The sequence below is a fragment of the Pseudomonas sp. AP19 genome (assembly GCF_001728855.1).
GTDB classification, from domain to species: Bacteria; Pseudomonadota; Gammaproteobacteria; order Pseudomonadales; family Pseudomonadaceae; genus Aquipseudomonas; species Aquipseudomonas fluorescens.
On sequence record NZ_LXJP01000009.1, the window covers coordinates 17079 to 35648 of the forward strand.

The following is an 18570-nucleotide window of genomic DNA, read 5'->3' on the forward strand; positions in this document are numbered from 1 at the left end:
CGCGCCATAAACGGTCGCTCAACGCTTGCCGATTAATCAGGGATTGTCCAGGTCATGCCCCAGCGACTGGATAAACAACGAAAACAGCTCCGGCTGTGACGAAATATCCAGCTTCGCGTACAGATGCCGCCGGTGCACCTTCACGGTGTCCGGCGAGATCTTCAGGCGCTCGGCCATGGCCTTGGACGAGAACCCGCGCAGCACCAGGCGCGCGACTTCCAATTCACGCTCCGACAGCACGCCGCTGCCGAAGTGACTCAGCGCATCCCTGATCTGGCTGTCCATGGCCGGCGCCCGCTGGGTGCTTTGCTGCCAATGCTGCTGCATCAACGGCAGCAGCCACGCCGCCAATGTAGTCAGCAGCCCAGTCTCCTCAAACGTGAACCGGCGCTGCATGCCCAGCGACATTGACAAGGTGCCGGCGCCCGGCAGTTGCAGGATGACCTGCACCTCGTCTTCCAGCACGTTGTCGTGGAAGTAGCTGAGGAAATACTCACTCTGGCGAAAATGGTCCGGCGCGACTTCCTCCAGGCGGTACACGCCGCTGGCGTAGCCCTCGCGACAGGCCTGGTAAAACGGGTCGAGCAAATACAAGCCGTTGAGGTACACCAGCATCGACGCCGGTTTGCTGCTGGGCTGGGCGTCGTATTCCTCCAAGGCCTGGGGCGGGCCCTCCAGCGGATAGAAAATCGCCAGGGCGTTATCGAACGGCAGGCATTGGTGCAGCAACAGCACCAGCTGCTTCCAAAACCGCTCGGTGCCGAGGTGTGCGACGGTACGGCCCAGCCCGGCGTGCATGCCGACCTCTCTGAACAGGCTCATGGATCAGGCTCCCGCCAGCAAAAGATCGGCCAAGGGTTCGGCTTTTAACGAGTACCGTCAAGGGGAGTACGCCAATAGGGGAATTGGCTGGCATAAACACAACGTTTAGTTTTGCCACTGTCCAGCGAGAAACATATCCCGCAAAAGCCCGACTTTTCGTTTCTGCCTCCTACCAAAAACAACGACAGAGGATAACGACATGAGTGCTTCCCCCGCGCCAGACGGCGTGCTCAAGCCAACGCTGAGTGTTTTCGATGTGGTGGCCATTACGGTTTCGGCGGTCACGCCGGCCAGCTCCGTCTTCGTAATTGCACCGTTTGCCATCCAGCAGGCGGGCAGTGGTGTGTTCCTGGCGTTTGTAATGGCGGCCTTGCTCGCGCTGATGTTCGCCTTCTGCTACGCCGAACTCGGTCGCGCCCATAACAGCGCCGGTGGTGAATATGTGTATGCCAAGCGCGTGTTTGGCGGCATGGCCGGTTACGCGACATTTCTGACGGTGCTGGTGATGCTGTTGTTTATCCCGCCGGTGTTGGCCACCGGAGCGGCGACGTACCTGAATAACGCGCTGGGCACACAGTTCGACTCGCAAACCGTCGCCCTGGTCATCGTGGTGTGCAGCTACGCGCTGGGCATCCTCAATATCAAGCTCAATGCCTGGATTACCGGCACCTGCCTGCTGTTGGAAGTGGCGGCGTTGCTGGTCATCGTGTGTATCGGCTTTGGCAACCCGGTGCAGCCGGCCAGCGTGCTGTTCCAGCCGCAGATCGTCGAAAATGGCGTACTGCACCTGGCGCCCTGGGCACTGGTGATTGGCGCCGTGGGCATCGGCCTGTTCTCGTTCAATGGGTATGGTCCTGCGGTATTGCTGGCCGAAGACATGAAATGCGCTGGCAAAGGCGTGCACAAGGCGGTGCTATGGTCGCTGGGCCTGGTGGTGGTGATCGAGCTGGTGCCGATCACCGCGCTGTTGATCGGCGCGCCGTCGCTGAGTGCGATGATCAGCAGCCCCGACCCGATTGGCTATCTGCTGACCAGCCACGGCAATGAAACCCTGTCACGCTTGGTCAGCGCCGGGATCTTCCTGTCGGTGTTCAACGCGATCGTCGCGATTGTGATCCAGATTGGTCGAGTGGTGTTCAGCAGCGGCCGTGATGCCCTGTGGACGCCGCGCATCAACGCGCTGTTCACGCGCATTCACCCGCGCTGGGATTCACCGTGGCTGGCGACGTTGTTCCTGGCGGTGCCTTCGGCGCTGTTGAGTTTCAGCTCGAACCTGGCCGACCTGACGTCCTTCAGTGTATTGCTGATCATGCTGGTGTATCTGGTGGTGGCGTTGAGCGCGCTGATGAGCCGGGTGCTGCTGCGCGATCGCGAGCATCCTTATCGCATGCCGTTCTGGCCACTGCCGGCCTTGCTGGCGGTGCTGGGCGCCGGTTACCTGCTGGTGACCTTGATCGCGGCGGCGTCCGTGCGCGACATCATGATTATCATCGGCTTGCTGGCCGTGTCGGTGATTTTGTATTGCATCAGTGGCCGGTCGAGTCCGGCGTATCAGAAATTGTAAGGAGTGGGTATGCGTGCACGTCAATTGGGCATCACGTTGGGGCTGGGCACGCCTGGCGAATTGAATGCGATCACCGATGTTCCTGGCGTCCGGGTCGGCCACAGTACGCTCAACACCCGTATCGACGGCAAGCAGGTGCGCACTGGGGTCACCGTGATCCAGCCGCGCGCCGGCGAAGCCAGGCACCAGCCGTGTTTTGCCGGCTACCACGTGCTCAACGGCAACGGTGACGCCACCGGCCTTGAGTGGATCAGCGAGGCCGGGTTGTTGACCACGCCAATGGCCATCACCAACACCCATAGCATCGGCATCGTGCGTGACACCCTGATCGCCCTGGAGCGCGAGCGCCTGGCGGACCCGGCGGTGTACTGGTGCATGCCGGTCGTGATGGAAACCTACGATGGCCTGCTCAACGATATCTGGGGCCAGCACGTCAAACCCGAGCACGTGCGCCAGGCGCTGGACACTGCCGAGAGCGGCCCGGTGCAGGAGGGCGCAGTGGGCGGCGGCACCGGCATGATCTGCCACGAGTTCAAGGGCGGCATCGGTACGGCGTCCCGCCGTTTGCCTGAAGCGCAGGGCGGCTGGACCGTGGGGGTATTGGTGCAGGCCAACCACGGCAAACGCCAGGAGCTGCGGGTGGATGGCTACCCGGTGGGCCGCCAGTTGATGGGCATTGCTTCACCGTTCGCCGAACGGGGCACCCCGGGCATGGGCTCCATTGTGGTGATTATCGCCACTGACGCACCGCTGCTGCCTCATCAATGCAAGCGCCTGGCGCAGCGCGCCGCCATCGGCATTGCCCGCACCGGTGGCGGCACCGAGGACTCCAGTGGCGACCTGTTCCTGGCCTTCGCCACCGGCAATCACGCGCTACCACCGGCGGATTACGCGCGCAAGGACCTGCCGCTGAGCACCGTGTTGCGCATGGTCAATAACGACCATATTTCGCCGTTGTTCAGCGCTGCGGCCGAGGCGGTGGAGGAGGCGATCATCAACGCCATGCTGGCCGGCGAGGACATGACCACCGATGACGGCGTCCAGGTGCCCGGGTTGGCGGGCGAGATGTTATTGGCGGCATTAGGCAAGTCGGGTTGGGGCATGTCCCGGTAATAGGGGACAGCGTTAATTAAATAGTCTAAGTAATGGCTCTTTAATGTCGCCAATGACACCGTGACAATATATTGGATCCATATTTCAAGTGCGCCGCGCAACTAGGGCGGCGCTCGGTCTATTTAATATTTAAATAACAGTGGCTGGCGATTTGCCTGCCAACAGCAATGCCGCCCAATAAATGCTACGCGCGACTTCTTTAAGTTGAATCTACGTCACATTTTCAGTTCGGAAATATTTGTAGACGAAAGATTTCAAGTTGTGTCAGTTTCGATACGCCTTCAAAAGAGGCGAGTGATAGGACGATCTCGCCCGCGAGGTTCCTATCGACCCAAGACTGATGCACTTGCAAACAAGGAAGTACGTTTATGTCAAAAGTAAAAGACAAAGCTATTGTTTCTGCCGCGCAAGCCAGCACCGCTTACTCGCAAATCGATAGCTTTAGCCATTTATACGACCGTGGCGGCAACCTCACGGTCAATGGCAAACCGTCCTATTCCGTGGACCAGGCAGCCACCCAGCTGCTGCGTGATGGCGCCGCGTATCGGGATTTTGATGGCAACGGCAAGATTGATCTGACCTACACCTTCCTCACCTCGGCTTCCTCGGCCACCATGAACAAACATGGCATCTCCGGGTTCAGCCAGTTCAACACCCAGCAGAAAGCACAGGCCGCGCTGGCCATGCAATCCTGGTCGGATGTTGCCAACGTGACCTTTACCGAAAAGGCCTCGGGCGGTGACGCACACATGACCTTCGGCAACTACAGCGGTGGCCAGGACGGCGCAGCCGCCTTCGCTTACCTGCCCGGCACCGGCGCAGGCTACGACGGCACTTCGTGGTACCTGACCAACAACAGCTACACGCCGAACAAGACGCCGGACTTGAACAACTATGGCCGGCAGACCCTGACCCACGAAATCGGCCACACCCTGGGCCTGGCTCACCCTGGCGACTACAACGCCGGGAATGGCAACCCGACCTACAACGACGCGACCTATGGACAGGACACGCGTGGCTACAGCGTCATGAGTTACTGGAGCGAGAGCAACACCAACCAGAACTTCAGTAAAGGCGGCGTCGAAGCTTATGCTTCGGGCCCGCTGATCGACGACATTGCCGCGATCCAGAAGCTCTACGGTGCCAACTACAGCACCCGCGCCGGCGACACCACCTACGGTTTCAACTCCAACACCGGGCGTGATTTCTACAGCGCCAAATCCAATGCCGACAAGCTGGTGTTTTCGGTATGGGACGGTGGCGGCAACGACACCCTGGATTTCTCGGGCTTTACCCAGAACCAGAAGATCAACCTCAATGAGACCTCGTTCTCCGACGTTGGCGGCCTGGTGGGCAACGTGTCCATCGCCAAGGGCGTTACCGTCGAGAACGCGTTCGGTGGGGCAGGCAACGACCTGATCATTGGTAACAACGCAGCCAACGTCATCAAGGGCGGTGCCGGCAACGACATCATCTACGGCGGTGGCGGTGCGGACCAACTGTGGGGCGGCGCCGGCAACGACACCTTCGTGTACGGTGCCAGTTCCGATTCCAAGCCGGGCGCTGCCGACAAGATCTTTGACTTCACCTCGGGTTCGGACAAGATCGACCTGTCCGGTATCACCAAAGGTGCAGGCTTGACCTTCGTCAACGCGTTCTCCGGGCATGCCGGCGACGCAGTGCTGAGTTATGCCTCGGGCACCAACCTGGGCACCTTGGCCGTGGACTTCTCCGGGCACGGCGTGGCGGATTTCCTCGTCACCACCGTTGGCCAGGCCGCTGTCAGCGACATCGTAGCGTGATGTAAAGCGCGCGGCGCTTCGGCGCCGCGCTCTAGGATGGAGCGAAAGATGCCGCGTTTTTCTCATTTGATTGCCTGTGCTTCACAGGTGTTGTTCGTTTCGGCAGGAGCCCACGCAATGGCGAGCAGTCTTGTTTTACCCACCACCGCGCAATTGGCCGGCCATTGGCAGCTGCACCAGCAGGGTCGGGTGTGCGCGCTGGACTTGCTGGAGCAGGCCAATGCCCTGGCCGGTGATGTCACGTGTGTCACCGAATGGCTGGGCGAGAAACCCCTGACCTGGACGCCCACCCCGGACGGGATCTGGCTGATGAATGCCGAAGGCACGGGCATTACCCATTTGAACCGCCAGAAAGAAGGCGAATATAAAGGGCGCACCCCTTCAGGTGGGGAAGTTGTACTGCAACGAATACCTTAGTTAAAAAGTTATAAGCCTATAACTCGATTTTTATAGTTGGCCGCCCTTATTCAGGGGTTGGGCAACTATTGCGCGTCATTCGCTCACGGAAGATAAGAAGATATGGCGAAGTCCCATGCGGTTGCGCCCTTATTCAGGGCGTTGGGTGAATACAAGCGTATTTTGATCAGCATTGGCTGCTTCACGGCGTTGATTAACCTGTTGATGCTGGTGCCGTCGATTTACATGCTGCAAGTGTATGACCGAGTGCTGTCCTCCCAGAATGAAACCACCCTGGTGATGTTGACGCTGATGGTCGTCGGCTTCTTCGCGTTTATCGGCACCCTGGAAGTCGTGCGCAGTTTTATCGTGATTCGTATCGGCAGCCAGTTGGAGCGGCGATTCAACTTGCGCGTCTACAAGGCTGCGTTTGAACGCAACCTGCAACGGGGCCAGGGGCATGCCGGGCAATCACTGGGCGATTTGACGGTCATCCGCCAATTCATCACGGGGCCGGCGTTGTTCGCGTTTTTCGATGCGCCGTGGTTTCCCATCTACCTGTTCGTGATTTTCCTGTTCAACGTGTGGCTCGGCGTGTTGGCCACTGCGGGCGCGGTGCTGCTGATCGCGTTGGCGTGCCTGAATGAATACCTGACCAAAAAACCGTTGGGCGAGGCGGGTGTGTTCTCCCAGCAGTCCACGCAGTTGGCGACCAGCCATTTGCACAACGCCGAAACGATCCAGGCCATGGGCATGCTCGGTGCGTTGCGCAAACGCTGGTTCGCCGTGCATTCGCAATTTCTCGGCTATCAGAACACCGCCAGCGATACCGGCTCGGTGATCACCTCGCTGAGCAAATCCCTGCGTTTGTGCCTGCAATCATTGGTGCTGGGGCTGGGCGCATTTTTGGTGATCAAGGGCGAGATGACCGCCGGGATGATGATTGCCGGCTCGATCCTCATGGGCCGTGTGCTCAGCCCCATCGACCAGTTGATTGCGGTGTGGAAGCAGTGGAGTTCGGCCAAATTGGCCTACCAGCGCCTCGACGAATTGCTGCGCGAATTTCCACCGGAAGGCGCGCAGATGGCGTTGCCGGCGCCCAAGGGCCATGTCAGTTTCGAACACGTCAGCGCAGGCCCGCCGGGGCGGCGCCTGGCGACCTTGCATCAAGTCAGCTTTAACCTCGGCGCGGGCGAAGTGCTCGGCGTGCTCGGTGCGTCCGGTTCGGGCAAATCCACCCTGGCCCGTGTGCTGGTCGGCGTGTGGCCGACCCTGGCGGGCACTGTGCGCCTGGACGGCGCGGATATTCATCGCTGGGACCGCGACGACCTCGGCCCACATATCGGTTACTTGCCCCAGGACATCGAACTGTTCAGCGGCAGCATCGCCGACAACATCGCGCGCTTTCGCGATGCCGACCCTGAACGCGTGGTCAAGGCCGCGCAACAAGCCGGTGTCCATGAACTGATCCTGCGCCTGCCCCAAGGCTACGACACCGTGCTTGGCGACAACGGCGGCGGCCTCTCCGGTGGCCAGAAACAACGCGTGGCGCTGGCGCGTGCGCTGTATGGCGGCCCGCGCTTGATCGTGCTGGATGAACCCAACTCCAACCTCGACACCGTCGGCGAAGCGGCATTGGCCAGCGCCATCGTGCAGATGAAAGCCCAGGGCAGCAGCGTGGTGCTGGTGACGCACCGTTCCTCGGCGCTGGCCCAGGCCGACAAGTTGCTGGTGCTCAACGAAGGGCGCCTGCAGGCGTTCGGGCCGAGCCAGGAAGTGCTGCGCGCCTTGTCGGGCCAGCAGGAAGCACCGCGAGAAAAGGCCGGCGTGAGCCTCAGCCGTCAGTACCAAGCCGGAAGGAATCCAGGCGCATGAGCAGCCTTATTGTTGAACCCCGTTTTGAACAGCGTGACGCCGGTTTCTTTGTCCGTATGGGCTGGTTGCTGACCCTGGTCGGCGCCGGTGGTTTTTTCCTCTGGGCCAGCCTGGCCCCGCTGGACCAGGGCATTCCGGTGCAAGGCACGGTGGTGGTGTCGGGCAAGCGCAAGGCGGTGCAAACCTTCAGCCCCGGCGTGGTCAGCCGGATCCTGGTGAAGGAGGGCGAGCTGGTCAAGCAGGGCCAGCCGCTGTTTCGCCTCGACCAGACCCAGAATCAGGCCGACGTGCAGTCCCTGCAAGCCCAGTACCGCATGGCCTGGGCCAGTGTGGCGCGCTGGCAGAGTGAACGTGACAACCGCTCCAGCATTACCTTTCCTGCCGAGCTGAGCGCCGATCCCGATCCGGCGCTGGCGTTGGTGCTGGAAGGCCAGCGCCAACTGTTCAGCAGCCGCCGCGAAGCGTTTGCCCGCGAACAAGCCGGTATCCGCGCGAACATTGACGGCGCCACCTCACAGTTGAGCGGCATGCGTCGGGCCCGCAGTGACCTGACCGCCCAGGCGCAGTCGCTGCGTGACCAACTGAGCAACCTGCAACCGTTGGCCGACAACGGCTACATCCCGCGTAACCGGCTTATGGAATACCAGCGCCAACTGTCCCAGGTGCAGCAAGACCTGGCGCAGAACACCGGCGAAAGCGGGCGTGTAGAGCAGGGCATCCTGGAGTCACGCCTGAAGTTGCAGCAACACAGCGAGGAATATCAAAAGGAAGTCCGCAGCCAACTGGCCGATGCGCAGCTGCGCAGCCTGACCCTTGAGCAGCAGCTCACCTCAGCGGGCTTCAACCTGCAACACAGCGAAATCAATGCGCCGGCCGATGGCATTGCGGTCAACCTTGGCGTGCACACCGAAGGTGCCGTGGTGCGGGCGGGCGAGACCCTGCTGGAAATCGTGCCGCAAGGCACGCGTCTGGAAGTCGAAGGGCATTTGCCGGTGCACCTGGTGGACAAAGTCGGCACGCACTTGCCGGTCGATATCCTCTTCACCGCCTTCAACCAGAGCCGCACGCCGCGCGTGCCGGGGGAAGTCAGCCTGATCTCCGCCGACCAGATGCTCGATGAAAAAACCGGCGCGCCGTATTACGTGCTGCGCACCACCGTGAGCGAGGTGGCGCTGGCGAAGTTGCATGGCCTGGTGATCAAGCCGGGCATGCCCGCCGAGATGTTCGTGCGCACGGGTGAGCGCTCGTTACTGAATTACCTGTTCAAGCCGCTGCTCGATCGCGCCGGCTCTGCGTTGACTGAGGAATGAGCATGAAGCCTGTGTTCCTCGCGTTGCTATTGAGCTGCACCAGTGCCCAGGCCGCCATGGGCCCGTTTGATGTCTACGAGCAGGCCCTGCGCAACGACCCGGTGTTTCTGGGGGCCATCAAGGAGCGCGACGCCGGCCTGGAAAGCCGCACCATCGGCCGCGCCGGGCTGCTGCCCAGGCTCTCGTACAACTACAACAAGGGCCGCAACAACTCCAAAGCCACCTTGCCCGACGGGCGCGGCGGTAATTATCACGACAACCGCAACTACGACAGCTATGGCTCGACGCTCAGCTTGCAGCAGCCGCTGTTTGACTACGAAGCCTATGCCAACTATCGCAAGGGCGTGGCCCAGGCGCTGTTTGCCGATGAAAGCTTTCGCGACAAGAGCCAGGCGCTGCTGGTGCGGGTGCTGAGCTATTACACCCAGGCGCTGTTTGCCCAGGACCAGATCGACATTGCCCGCGCCAAAAAGAAGGCCTTCGAGCAGCAGTTCCAGCAGAACCGGCACCTGTTCCAGCAGGGCGAGGGCACCCGCACCGATATCCTCGAAGCCGAATCCCGTTACGAGCTGGCCACCGCCGAAGAAATCCAGGCGCTGGATGAACAAGACGCGTCGTTACGCGAGTTGGGCGCGTTGATCGGCGTGCAGAGCGTCAACATCAATGACCTGGCACCGCTGAACCAAAGCTTTGCCGCCTTCACGTTGACCCCGGCCAATTACGACACCTGGCATGAGCTGGCGATCAGCAATAACCCCACGCTGGCCTCCCAGCGTCAGGCCGTCGAAGTCGCGCGCTATGAAGTGGAGCGCAACCGCGCCGGGCATCTGCCGAAGATCACCGCGTTTGCCAGTACACGCCAGCAGGAGTCCGACAGCGGCAACACCTACAACCAGCGCTACGACACCAACACCATCGGCGTCGAAGTGAGCCTGCCGCTGTATGCCGGTGGTGCCGTCTCGGCCTCCACCCGTCAGGCCAGTCGCAGCATGGAGCAGGCTGAGTACGAGCTGGAAGGCAAAACCCGCGAAACCCTGATTGAGCTGCGTCGCCAGTTCAGCGCCTGCCTGTCGGGGGTGAGCAAGTTGCGCGCCTATCAAAAAGCCCTGGCGTCGGCCGAGGCGCTGGTGGTGTCGACCAAGCAAAGCATCCTCGGCGGCGAGCGGGTCAACCTCGACGCGTTGAACGCCGAGCAGCAGTTGTACAGCACCCGTCGCGACCTGGCCCAGGCCCGGTATGACTACCTGATGGCCTGGACCAAATTGCACTACTACGCGGGCAACTTGCGCGACACCGACCTTGCGAAAGTCGATGAGGCCTTCGGCCCTGTGAAATGAGCACTTATAAAAACAATAAGGATGATTTAGATGATCACCGATTCACCGCGTTTCAAACCGTTTACTGCAGGCTCTTTGCTCCTGTTGTCCGTTGCGGCACAGGCGGCGTATACCGAGACCGGCCAAGCCGGTAACCCTGCCAGTTGGCGCTCCGCCGAATTCCAGAGCGACTGGGGCCTGGGGCGCATGAAGGCGGATGAAGCCTATGCCGCCGGCATCACCGGCAGCGGGGTCAAGGTCGGCGCGCTGGACTCAGGCTTCGATCCCAATCACCCCGAGGCCGCCAAAGACCGTTATCACGCCGTCACCGCCACAGGCACCTACGTCGATGGCCGCCCGTTCAGCACCACCGGTGCGCTCAACCCCAATAACGACTCCCACGGCACCCATGTCACCGGCACCATGGGTGCCGCGCGAGATGGCGCAGGCATGCACGGTGTGGCCTACAACGCGCAAATCTATGTGGGCAATACCAACGCCAACGACAGCTTCTTGTTTGGCCCGACGCCGGACCCCAAGTATTTCAAGACGGTGTACAGCGCGTTGGTGGATTCCGGTGTGCGGGCCATCAACAACAGCTGGGGCAGCCAGCCCAAGGACGTCAGCTACCAAACCCTCGGTGACCTGCACGCGGCTTACGCCCAGCACTACAACCAGGGCACGTGGCTGGATGCCGCAGCGGATGTGGCAAAGGCCGGCGTTATCAACGTGTTCAGTGCCGGTAACAGCGGTTATGCGAACGCGAGCGTGCGTTCGGCGTTGCCGTATTTCCAGCCGGAACTGGAAGGCCACTGGTTGGCGGTGTCGGGTTTGGACAAGGCGAATAACCAGAAATACAACAAGTGCGGGATCGCCAAATACTGGTGCATTTCCACCCCCGGCGCGCTGATCAACAGCACCATTCCCGACGGCGGATACGGGGTCAAATCCGGCACCTCGATGTCGGCACCGCATGCCACGGGCGCGCTGGCGCTGGTGATGGAGCGCTACCCGTACATGACCAATGAGCAGGCGTTGCAGGTGCTGTTGACCACTGCCACCCAGCTCGACGGTTCTATCACTCAAGCACCGAATACTATCGTGGGCTGGGGCGTGCCGGACCTCGGCCGGGCCATGCACGGGCCGGGGCAATTGCTTGGCCCGATGAATGTCAGCCTGGCCGCCGGGCAGGGCGATGTCTGGAGCAATGCAATCTCTGATCAGGCCTTGCTCCAGCGCCAGGCCGAGGACCGCGCCGAGCACAGCGCCTGGCAGCAAACCCTGGTCGACAAGGGCTGGCAAAACGGTGTGGGCGCGACCGCCAGCCAGCAGGACAAGACCGATTACGCCGTTGGCAACGCCCGCGACCAGGCCGCTGCAAACCGGGTATATGAAGGCAGCCTGATCAAATCCGGCGCCGGCAGCCTGGTACTCAGCGGCGACAGCACCTACCGTGGCGCGACCAGCGTTAATGGGGGGTTGTTGGCCGTGAATGGCGCGTTGACCTCGGCCGTGACCGTCAACACCAGTGGCACACTCGGCGGTTCCGGGCGTATCGGCGCCTTGTCGGTGAACAGCGGTGGCACGGTGGCACCGGGCAATTCGGTAGGCACCTTGCAGGTGGCCGGTGATGTGAACCTGGGCGCGGGCTCCACGTATGCGGTGGAACTGACCCCCACCAGCAGCGACCGCATTGTCGCGGACGGCAAGGCCGTGCTGGGCGGCGGCACCGTAACCCTGGCGGTGGAAAACAGCCCGACGTTACTTAGCCAGAACCAGGTGCACAGCCTGATTGGCCGTCAATACACCATCCTCCAGGCTGCAGGTGGCATCCAGGGCCAGTTTGGCCAGGTGCTGCCCAACTACGTGTTCCTCGGCGGCACCCTCGATTACGCCGCCAACGGCGTGCAGTTGGACGTGGGGCGCAACAACGCCACATTCGCCAGCGTCGCCGCCACCCGTAACCAGCGCAACGTTGCGGCCGCCGCCGAGCAACTCGGCGCCGGTAACCCGGTGTATGAGAGCGTGTTGTTGTCGGACTCGGTCGCCACCGCCCGCCAAGGCTTGCAGCAACTGTCCGGTGAAATCTACCCGGCGATTGGCGCGATGCTGATCAACGACAGCCTGCAACTGCGCGACGCTGTCGGCGAGCGCCTGCGCCATGGGCCGGTGAACGGTGAAAGCAACCTGTGGCTCAAGGCGCTCGGCGCCTGGGGCAAGACCGACAGCCGCAGCGAAACGGCTGGCGCCAACACCTCGATCGGCGGCCTGCTGGCCGGTGTAGACGGTGCACTCGACGAGCAGACCCGTGTGGGTGTGGTTGCCGGCTACAACGACAGCTCGCTGAATATGGGCAGCGGCACGCATTCGTCGGCGTCCATCGACAGTTACCACTTCGGCGCGTATGCCGGGCGTGAATTGGGCGACTGGCGCGTCAGCGCCGGCGGTGCCTACAGCTGGCATCGCGGCGATGTGAAGCGCGACCTGCAATACGGCGAAGTCAGCGGCAAGCAAAAGACCAAGCTGGACGCGCGCACGGCTCAGTTGTTCACCGAAGCCGCGTACCGCCTTCACCTGCAACCGCTGGCGCTGGAGCCGTTCGCCAACCTGGCCTATGTGCACCTGGACAGTGACGCGTTCCACGAAAAAGGCGCTGCCGCAGCGCTTGAGCGTGGCAGCGATCGACGCGATGCCGTGCTCAGCACCCTTGGTGTGCGGGCGCTGAAAACCCTGCCTCTGAATGACCATCAGCAGCTTGAACTGTCCGGCTCCCTGGGTTGGCAACACAGCCTCACGACGGTCGATTCCGAAGAACACTTGGCGTTTGTCGCCGGCGGGCCGTCATTTGCCGTGCGCAGTTCGCCGTTGCTGCGCGATGCCGCACTGGTCGGTGTGCAGGCCAGCCTCGCGCTGAGCAAGGCCACACGGGTCAACCTGGATTACCACGGGCAGTTGGGTGGCCGCGAGAAAACCCAGGGCGTGGGGCTGAGCCTGAACTGGCAGTTCTAGACGGCAGCGCAGGTCAGCAGGTGGGAGCAGACGGTGGGTCAGTGATGAATGCGACGACTGATACAGCGCTTTCGCGAGTAAGCCCGCTCCCACACTGGCACTGCGGCGCTGAAGCAAAGTGATTCACATACCGGCAATAAGAAAACTAAGGAAGGTCACCGTGAAAAAACGCAAGTCAGGGTTAATTACCGCCACTCACACCGGCCCGGGCTACCCGCTCAAGGCCTTGAGCTGCGTGCCATACGGCGCGTTGCTGTGCTGCCTGGCAAGCCTGGGGACCGCCCAGGCCGCACCCTATGTGGAAACGGGTAAGTTGGGCGACGCCGCGAGCTGGCGCAGCAACGAGTTCAAGGCCGACTGGGGGCTGGGCGCCATCCATTCAGACACCGCGTATGCCGCCGGCTACACCGGCAAGGGCGTCAAGCTGGGGATCTTCGACCAGCCGGTGTACGCCCAGCACCCGGAATTCGCCAGCCCCGGCAAAGTGGTGACGATTGTCACCGAAGGCATCCGCCAATACACCGACCCGTATATTCCGGTGAAGGCGGGCGATGCGTTCCGTTATGACGGCACGCCGTCCCAGGACTCCAACGGCAAGCTGGGTAACCACGGCACCCACGTCGGCGGCATTGCCGCAGGCAACCGTGACGGCGGGCCAATGCATGGCGTGGCGTTCAATGCGCAAATTCTCAGCGCCGAAAACGGCGACCCGGGGCCGGAAGACGGGATCATCCTCGGCAACGACGGCGCGGTGTACAAGGCCGGCTGGGATGGGCTGGTCGCCAGCGGCGCACGGATCATCAACAACAGCTGGGGCATCGGCATTGGCGATCAATACGCCAAGGGCGGCCGCGATCCGGCGTTCCCGAATTTCACGGTCAATGAGGCGCAGGCGCAGTTCAATAACATCCGGCCGATCCTCGGCACGCTGGCCGGTGGTGCTTATCAAGGCGCAATCGATGCGGCCCGCAGCGGCGTGCTGACTATCTTTGCCGCCGGTAACGACTACAACCGCAACAACCCGGATGCAATGTCGGGCCTGGCGTACTTTGTGCCGGAGATTGCCCCGAACTGGCTGTCGGTCGCGGCCTTGCAACAAAACCCGGATACCACCAGCCCCAACCCGTACGTGATCAGCACCTTCTCGTCGCGCTGCGGGTATGCGGCGAGTTTCTGTGTGTCGGCGCCGGGCACGAAGATTTTCAGTTCGATCATCAACGGCACCACCCTTGCCAACCTCACCACCGACTGGGCCAACAAAAACGGCACCTCCATGGCCGCGCCCCATGTGGCGGGCGCTGCGGCGGTGCTGATGGAGCGCTTCCCGTACATGAGCGGCGAGCAGATCTCCACCGTGCTCAAAACCACCGCCACCGACCTCGGCGCGCCGGGCATCGACGCGCTGTACGGCTGGGGCATGATCAACCTGGGCAAGGCGGTCAACGGGCCAGCGATGTTTATTACCGCCGAAGATATCCCGGCTGAGTTCCGTATCGACGGGGCGTATGGCAGCGCGCAGTTTGTTGCGGATTTGCCAGGGATCGGCGCCGTGGTGGATGCCGGCAAACCGACCCAACGCCTGTGCACGGACGTGCATTGCGGGTTGGACGTGTGGAGCAACAATATTTCAGGCCATGGCGGCCTGACCAAGCAGGGCATCGGCACCCTGGTGCTGACCGGCGCTAACACCTACAGCGGCCCGACCCTGGTCAATCAAGGCGTGCTGGCGATCAACGGCTCGGTCAGCTCCGACGTGACCGTCGGCCAGCGCGGTGTGCTCGGCGGCTCCGGGCGCATTGGCTCGCTGAGCGCGAAAAGCGGCGGCACCGTGGCACCGGGCAATTCCATTGGCACGCTGAATGTGGCCGGGAATGTCACCTTTGACCCAGGGTCGACCTACGCGGTGGAGTTGTCGCCGACCAGCAGTGACCGGATCGTCGCCGGGGGGACCGCCACGCTCAATGGCGGCACCGTGACCCTGGCCCTGGAAAACAGCCCGACGCTGCTGACCAATGCGCAGGCTGGCAGCCTGATCGGTCGCCAGTACAACATCCTGCAAGCCGCTGGTGGCGTCACCGGCAGTTTCGGTGCAGTAGTGCCGAACTACCTGTTTGTCGGTGGCACCTTGAACTACGCCGCCACTGGCGTGCAACTCGACGTGGCGCGCACCAACAGCTTCGCCAGTGTGGCTGTGACGCCCAACCAGCGTGCTGTGGCGGCCGCAGCTGACCAATTGGGCGCGGGCAATGCGGTGTATGAAAGCCTGTTGCTGGCGCCGACTGCAGCCTCGGCGCAAGGTGCGTTCCAACAGCTCTCCGGCGAAATCTACCCGGCGCTGCAAAGTGCGTTGATCAATGACAGCCGTTACGTGCGTGAAGCCGTGGGCGAGCGCCTGCGCCATGGCGAGATGGGCGCCAGCAGCCAGACCCTCGATAGCCGTGGCAACGTGTGGGTCAAGGCGTTGGGCGCGTGGGGCAAGACTGACAGCCGCAGCGACACGGCAGGCTACACCACGTCACTGGGCGGCATGCTTGCCGGTGTGGATGGCGCGCTGGATGAAGCGACCCGAATCGGCCTGGTCGCCGGCTACAGTGACACTTCGTTGAACATGGGCAACGACACCCATTCACGGGCGTCGGTCGACAGCTACCACTTCGGCGCATACGCCGGGCATGAAATCGGTGCCTGGCGTCTGAGCGGTGGTGCGACCTACAGCTGGCATCGCGCCGACGTGAAGCGCGACCTGCAATACGGCGCCGTCGCCGGCAAGCAAACCGTCAAAGTGGACGCGAGCAGCACCCAGGTGTTCGGCGAGGCGGCGTACCGCGTCAACCTGCAACCGTTGGCCCTGGAGCCGTTCGCCAACCTGGCTTACGTGCACCTGGACACCGACGGTTTCACCGAGAAGGGTGATGCCGCTGCGCTGAAAGGTCGCGACGACAGCCGCGATGGGGTGTTGAGCACCTTGGGCATGCGTGCGTTGAAGACCTTCAACGTCAATGACCACCAGCAACTCGAGGTGTCCGGCACGCTGGGCTGGCAGCACAACCTGAGCAGCACCGATTCCGAACAGCACCTGGCGTTTGCTTCGGGCGGTCCGGCGTTTGCGGTGGAAAGTGCACCGATGGTGCGTGATGCGGCATTGGTGGGCGCGCGGGTCAGCCTGGCGTTGAGCAAGGACGCGCGGGTGAACTTTGATTACAACGGCCTGCTGGCCAGCAAGGAAAAAGTCCACGGGGTGGGGTTGAGCCTCGACTGGGCGTTCTAAACAAGCACGACCTGCTTAATGTGGAACCGGACTTTATGTGGGAGCGGGCTTGCTCGCGAAAGCGGTGTGTCAGTTAACGGCCTCATTGGCTGGTACAGCGTATTCGCGAGCAAGCCCGCTCCCACATTTGGATCGCCGGGCATCAGGTAGATTTGCGTCAGTCTGGAGGCCATCATCGCAGGCAAGCCTGCTCCCACATAAAGCCCGTTCCCTCAGGGGCAACGGGTGTTTTCGCTTTCTCTACAAATCCAACAACAGAGAGGCACTACCATGGGTATCTTTGACTATAAAAACCTCGGCACCGAGGGCTCCAAAGCGCTGTTCGCCGACGCCATGGCGATCACGTTGTACACCTACCACAACCTGGATAACGGCTTTGCCGTGGGTTACCAGCACAATGGCTTGGGGCTTGGTTTGCCGGCCACGCTGGTGGGTGCACTGCTCGGCAGCACGAATTCACAGGGTGTCATTCCGGGCATTCCCTGGAACCCGGATTCGGAAAAAGCCGCGCTGGAGGCGGTGCAAAAAGCCGGTTGGACGCCGATCACTGCAAGTACCCTCGGCTACGGCGGCAAAGTCGATGCGCGCGGCACGTTTTTTGGCGAAAAAGCCGGCTACACCACGGCGCAGGTCGAGGTGCTGGGCAAGTACGATGACGCCGGCAAACTGCTGGAAATCGGCATCGGCTTTCGCGGCACGTCGGGGCCGCGGGAAACCTTGATCAGCGACTCCATCGGCGACCTGGTCAGCGATCTGCTTGCGGCGCTGGGCCCCAAGGATTACGCAAAGAACTACGCCGGCGAAGCGTTCGGCGGGCTGCTCAAAAACGTCGCCGATTACGCCGCTGCCCATGGCCTTACCGGCAAGGACGTGGTGGTCAGCGGCCACAGCCTGGGCGGCCTGGCGGTCAACAGCATGGCGGATTTAAGCACCAACAAATGGTCGGGCTTCTACACGGACGCCAACTACGTGGCCTATGCATCGCCGACCCAAAGCGCCGGCGACAAGGTGCTCAACATCGGCTATGAAAACGACCCGGTGTTTCGCGCGCTGGACGGCTCATCCTTCAATCTGTCGTCCCTGGGCGTGCACGACAAGCCCCACGAGTCGACCACCGATAACATCGTCAGCTTCAACGACCACTACGCCTCGACGCTGTGGAATGTGCTGCCGTTCTCCATCGTCAACCTGCCGACCTGGGTCTCGCACCTGCCGACCGCATACGGCGACGGCATGACGCGCATCCTCGACTCCGGGTTCTATGACCAGATGACCCGTGACTCCACGGTAATCGTCGCCAACCTGTCCGACCCGGCGCGGGCGACTACGTGGGTGCAGGACCTCAACCGCAATGCCGAACCGCACAAGGGCAATACCTTCATTATTGGCAGCGACGGCAACGACCTGATCCAGGGTGGCAAGGGCGCGGACTTTATCGAAGGCGGCAAAGGCAATGACACGATCCGCGACAACAGTGGGCATAACACCTTCCTGTTCAGTGGCCAGTTCGGCAACGATCGCGTGATTGGCTACCAGACCACCGACAAGCTGGTGTTCCAGGACGTGCAGGGGAGCACCGACCTGCGTGACCATGCCAAAGTGGTCGGCGCGGACACGGTGCTCACGTTTGGCGCCGACTCGGTGACCCTGGTTGGCGTCGGCCATGGCGGCCTGTGGGCGGACGGCGTCAGCATCGGCTGATCACCGCCAAGGGTGCCCCCGCCAGCCGCCGCCCCAATACGGCCGGTGGGGGTTGCCATAGCCGTAACCGTAGACATGATGCGGATAGTAATAGGGCCGTGGGCCATAACCCCAATGGCCGTAATAGACCGGTGGAGGCGGGGCTTGCACCACGATCACCCTGGGTGGCTGACGAATGATGAGGGTGTCGGCAAACGCCGGCGCACTGGCCAGGGCCACCAGCGTCAACGGAATCAGTAAAAGAGCGCGTACCGTGCGGGACATGACTGCCATGGTCGTCGTTCTCCGTGCTACCGCCCGCGAAAATGAAGGCGGCTTATCGGTTAAACGCCGGCAGGGCGAAAATCCTTCGGTAAATAAATCTTCATGGATCAACGGCGCAGCACTGCGACGG

At 62.0% G+C, this 18570-nt stretch carries 12 protein-coding genes; 10 read left to right on the top strand and 2 right to left on the bottom strand.

What is annotated here, in order from left to right:
• Positions 1 to 36 precede the first annotated feature (36 nt).
• The gene (locus A7D21_RS09180) at positions 37 to 822 is read right to left on the bottom strand and encodes a helix-turn-helix transcriptional regulator (RefSeq protein ID WP_053256174.1); all 786 of its coding nucleotides are present in this window, start codon (positions 820 to 822) and stop codon (positions 37 to 39) included.
• Between the two features lie 199 nt (positions 823 to 1021).
• Here A7D21_RS09180 and A7D21_RS09185 point away from each other — a divergent pair, with 199 nt between their 5' ends.
• The 10 genes from A7D21_RS09185 (at position 1022) to A7D21_RS09235 (ending at position 18176) form a co-directional block, all read left to right on the top strand.
• On the top strand, positions 1022 to 2386 hold the full coding sequence (locus A7D21_RS09185) for an APC family permease (RefSeq protein ID WP_069551550.1): 1365 nt from the start codon (positions 1022 to 1024) through the stop codon (positions 2384 to 2386).
• Between the two features lie 9 nt (positions 2387 to 2395).
• A complete protein-coding gene (locus tag A7D21_RS09190) occupies positions 2396 to 3499 on the top strand; it encodes a P1 family peptidase (RefSeq protein ID WP_053256172.1) in 1104 nt (367 codons plus the stop codon).
• A 368-nt stretch (positions 3500 to 3867) separates the two neighbouring features.
• Entirely contained in the window at positions 3868 to 5301 is a 1434-nt protein-coding gene (locus A7D21_RS09195; RefSeq protein WP_053256171.1) for a serralysin family metalloprotease, read from the top strand.
• A 48-nt stretch (positions 5302 to 5349) separates the two neighbouring features.
• A complete protein-coding gene (locus tag A7D21_RS09200) occupies positions 5350 to 5718 on the top strand; it encodes a protease inhibitor Inh/omp19 family protein (protein WP_069551551.1) in 369 nt (122 codons plus the stop codon).
• A gap of 102 nt (positions 5719 to 5820) precedes the next feature.
• Positions 5821 to 7572 (top strand): type I secretion system permease/ATPase, encoded by a 1752-nt coding sequence (locus A7D21_RS09205; protein WP_069551552.1) that lies wholly within the window; start codon positions 5821 to 5823, stop codon positions 7570 to 7572.
• Complete coding sequence (locus A7D21_RS09210; RefSeq protein WP_069551553.1) at positions 7569 to 8882, top strand: HlyD family type I secretion periplasmic adaptor subunit; 1314 nt, start codon at positions 7569 to 7571, stop codon at positions 8880 to 8882. The genes A7D21_RS09205 and A7D21_RS09210 overlap by 4 nt, the downstream gene beginning before the upstream one ends.
• Before the next feature lie 2 nt (positions 8883 to 8884).
• Positions 8885 to 10219, top strand: a complete 1335-nt coding sequence (locus tag A7D21_RS09215; RefSeq protein ID WP_069551554.1) for a TolC family outer membrane protein — start codon at positions 8885 to 8887, stop codon at positions 10217 to 10219.
• Positions 10220 to 10249: 30 nt separating this feature from the next.
• Positions 10250 to 13207, top strand: a complete 2958-nt coding sequence (locus tag A7D21_RS09220) for an autotransporter serine protease (RefSeq protein WP_069551555.1) — start codon at positions 10250 to 10252, stop codon at positions 13205 to 13207.
• Between the two features lie 160 nt (positions 13208 to 13367).
• Positions 13368 to 16475 (top strand): autotransporter domain-containing protein, encoded by a 3108-nt coding sequence (locus A7D21_RS09225; RefSeq protein ID WP_069551556.1) that lies wholly within the window; start codon positions 13368 to 13370, stop codon positions 16473 to 16475.
• Positions 16476 to 16745: 270 nt separating this feature from the next.
• Complete coding sequence (locus tag A7D21_RS09235; RefSeq protein ID WP_069551558.1) at positions 16746 to 18176, top strand: lipase; 1431 nt, start codon at positions 16746 to 16748, stop codon at positions 18174 to 18176.
• Here the strand turns inward: A7D21_RS09235 and A7D21_RS09240 are convergent, their stop codons facing one another.
• Positions 18177 to 18449: a hypothetical protein gene (locus A7D21_RS09240; RefSeq protein ID WP_053256163.1), complete on the bottom strand. Its 273-nt coding sequence runs from the start codon at positions 18447 to 18449 to the stop codon at positions 18177 to 18179.
• Between the last annotated feature and the right edge of the window lie 121 nt (positions 18450 to 18570).

Bases quoted from the DNA above. Each gene is read 5' to 3' on its own strand.
- A7D21_RS09180 (WP_053256174.1), bottom strand. From the start codon at position 822: ATGAGCCTGTTCAGAGAGGTCGGCATGCACGCCGGGCTGGGCCGTACC.
- A7D21_RS09185 (WP_069551550.1), top strand. From the start codon at position 1,022: ATGAGTGCTTCCCCCGCGCCAGACGGCGTGCTCAAGCCAACGCTGAGT.
- A7D21_RS09190 (WP_053256172.1), top strand. From the start codon at position 2,396: ATGCGTGCACGTCAATTGGGCATCACGTTGGGGCTGGGCACGCCTGGC.
- A7D21_RS09195 (WP_053256171.1), top strand. From the start codon at position 3,868: ATGTCAAAAGTAAAAGACAAAGCTATTGTTTCTGCCGCGCAAGCCAGC.
- A7D21_RS09200 (WP_069551551.1), top strand. From the start codon at position 5,350: ATGCCGCGTTTTTCTCATTTGATTGCCTGTGCTTCACAGGTGTTGTTC.
- A7D21_RS09205 (WP_069551552.1), top strand. From the start codon at position 5,821: ATGGCGAAGTCCCATGCGGTTGCGCCCTTATTCAGGGCGTTGGGTGAA.
- A7D21_RS09210 (WP_069551553.1), top strand. From the start codon at position 7,569: ATGAGCAGCCTTATTGTTGAACCCCGTTTTGAACAGCGTGACGCCGGT.
- A7D21_RS09215 (WP_069551554.1), top strand. From the start codon at position 8,885: ATGAAGCCTGTGTTCCTCGCGTTGCTATTGAGCTGCACCAGTGCCCAG.
- A7D21_RS09220 (WP_069551555.1), top strand. From the start codon at position 10,250: ATGATCACCGATTCACCGCGTTTCAAACCGTTTACTGCAGGCTCTTTG.
- A7D21_RS09235 (WP_069551558.1), top strand. From the start codon at position 16,746: ATGGGTATCTTTGACTATAAAAACCTCGGCACCGAGGGCTCCAAAGCG.
- A7D21_RS09240 (WP_053256163.1), bottom strand. From the start codon at position 18,449: ATGGCAGTCATGTCCCGCACGGTACGCGCTCTTTTACTGATTCCGTTG.